This window comes from Pseudomonas sp. 28 E 9, from assembly GCF_900004785.1.
GTDB classification, from domain to species: domain Bacteria; phylum Pseudomonadota; class Gammaproteobacteria; order Pseudomonadales; family Pseudomonadaceae; genus Aquipseudomonas; species Aquipseudomonas orientalis_A.
Genome location: NZ_CVTK01000039.1, coordinates 1 through 208, shown reverse-complemented (window position 1 = coordinate 208; position 208 = coordinate 1). Strand labels below are relative to the sequence as shown.

Annotated in this window: 1 protein-coding gene; it reads left to right on the top strand. The window is 58.7% G+C overall.

The window, feature by feature from the left end:
• Positions 1 to 208: immunoglobulin-like domain-containing protein (locus BFQ00_RS29960; protein WP_371914187.1), on the top strand; the 208-nt coding region annotated here is incomplete at both ends.

The window sequence follows — 208 nt, the reverse complement described above, 5'->3', positions numbered from 1 at the left end:
TTGACCAACCCGGCGCAGACGCCGGTGAACGTCACCTTGAGCAATGGCTCGGTGATTACCATCAAGGCGGGTGAGTCGACGGGTACTGTTGTTGTCGATACGCCGGCCAATGACGTCTACGTCAACGGTTCGACCGTCAGCACCACTATTACCGGCGCAACCGGCGGCAACTTTGAAAACCTGGTGCCGAGCACTACGCCTGCGGTTA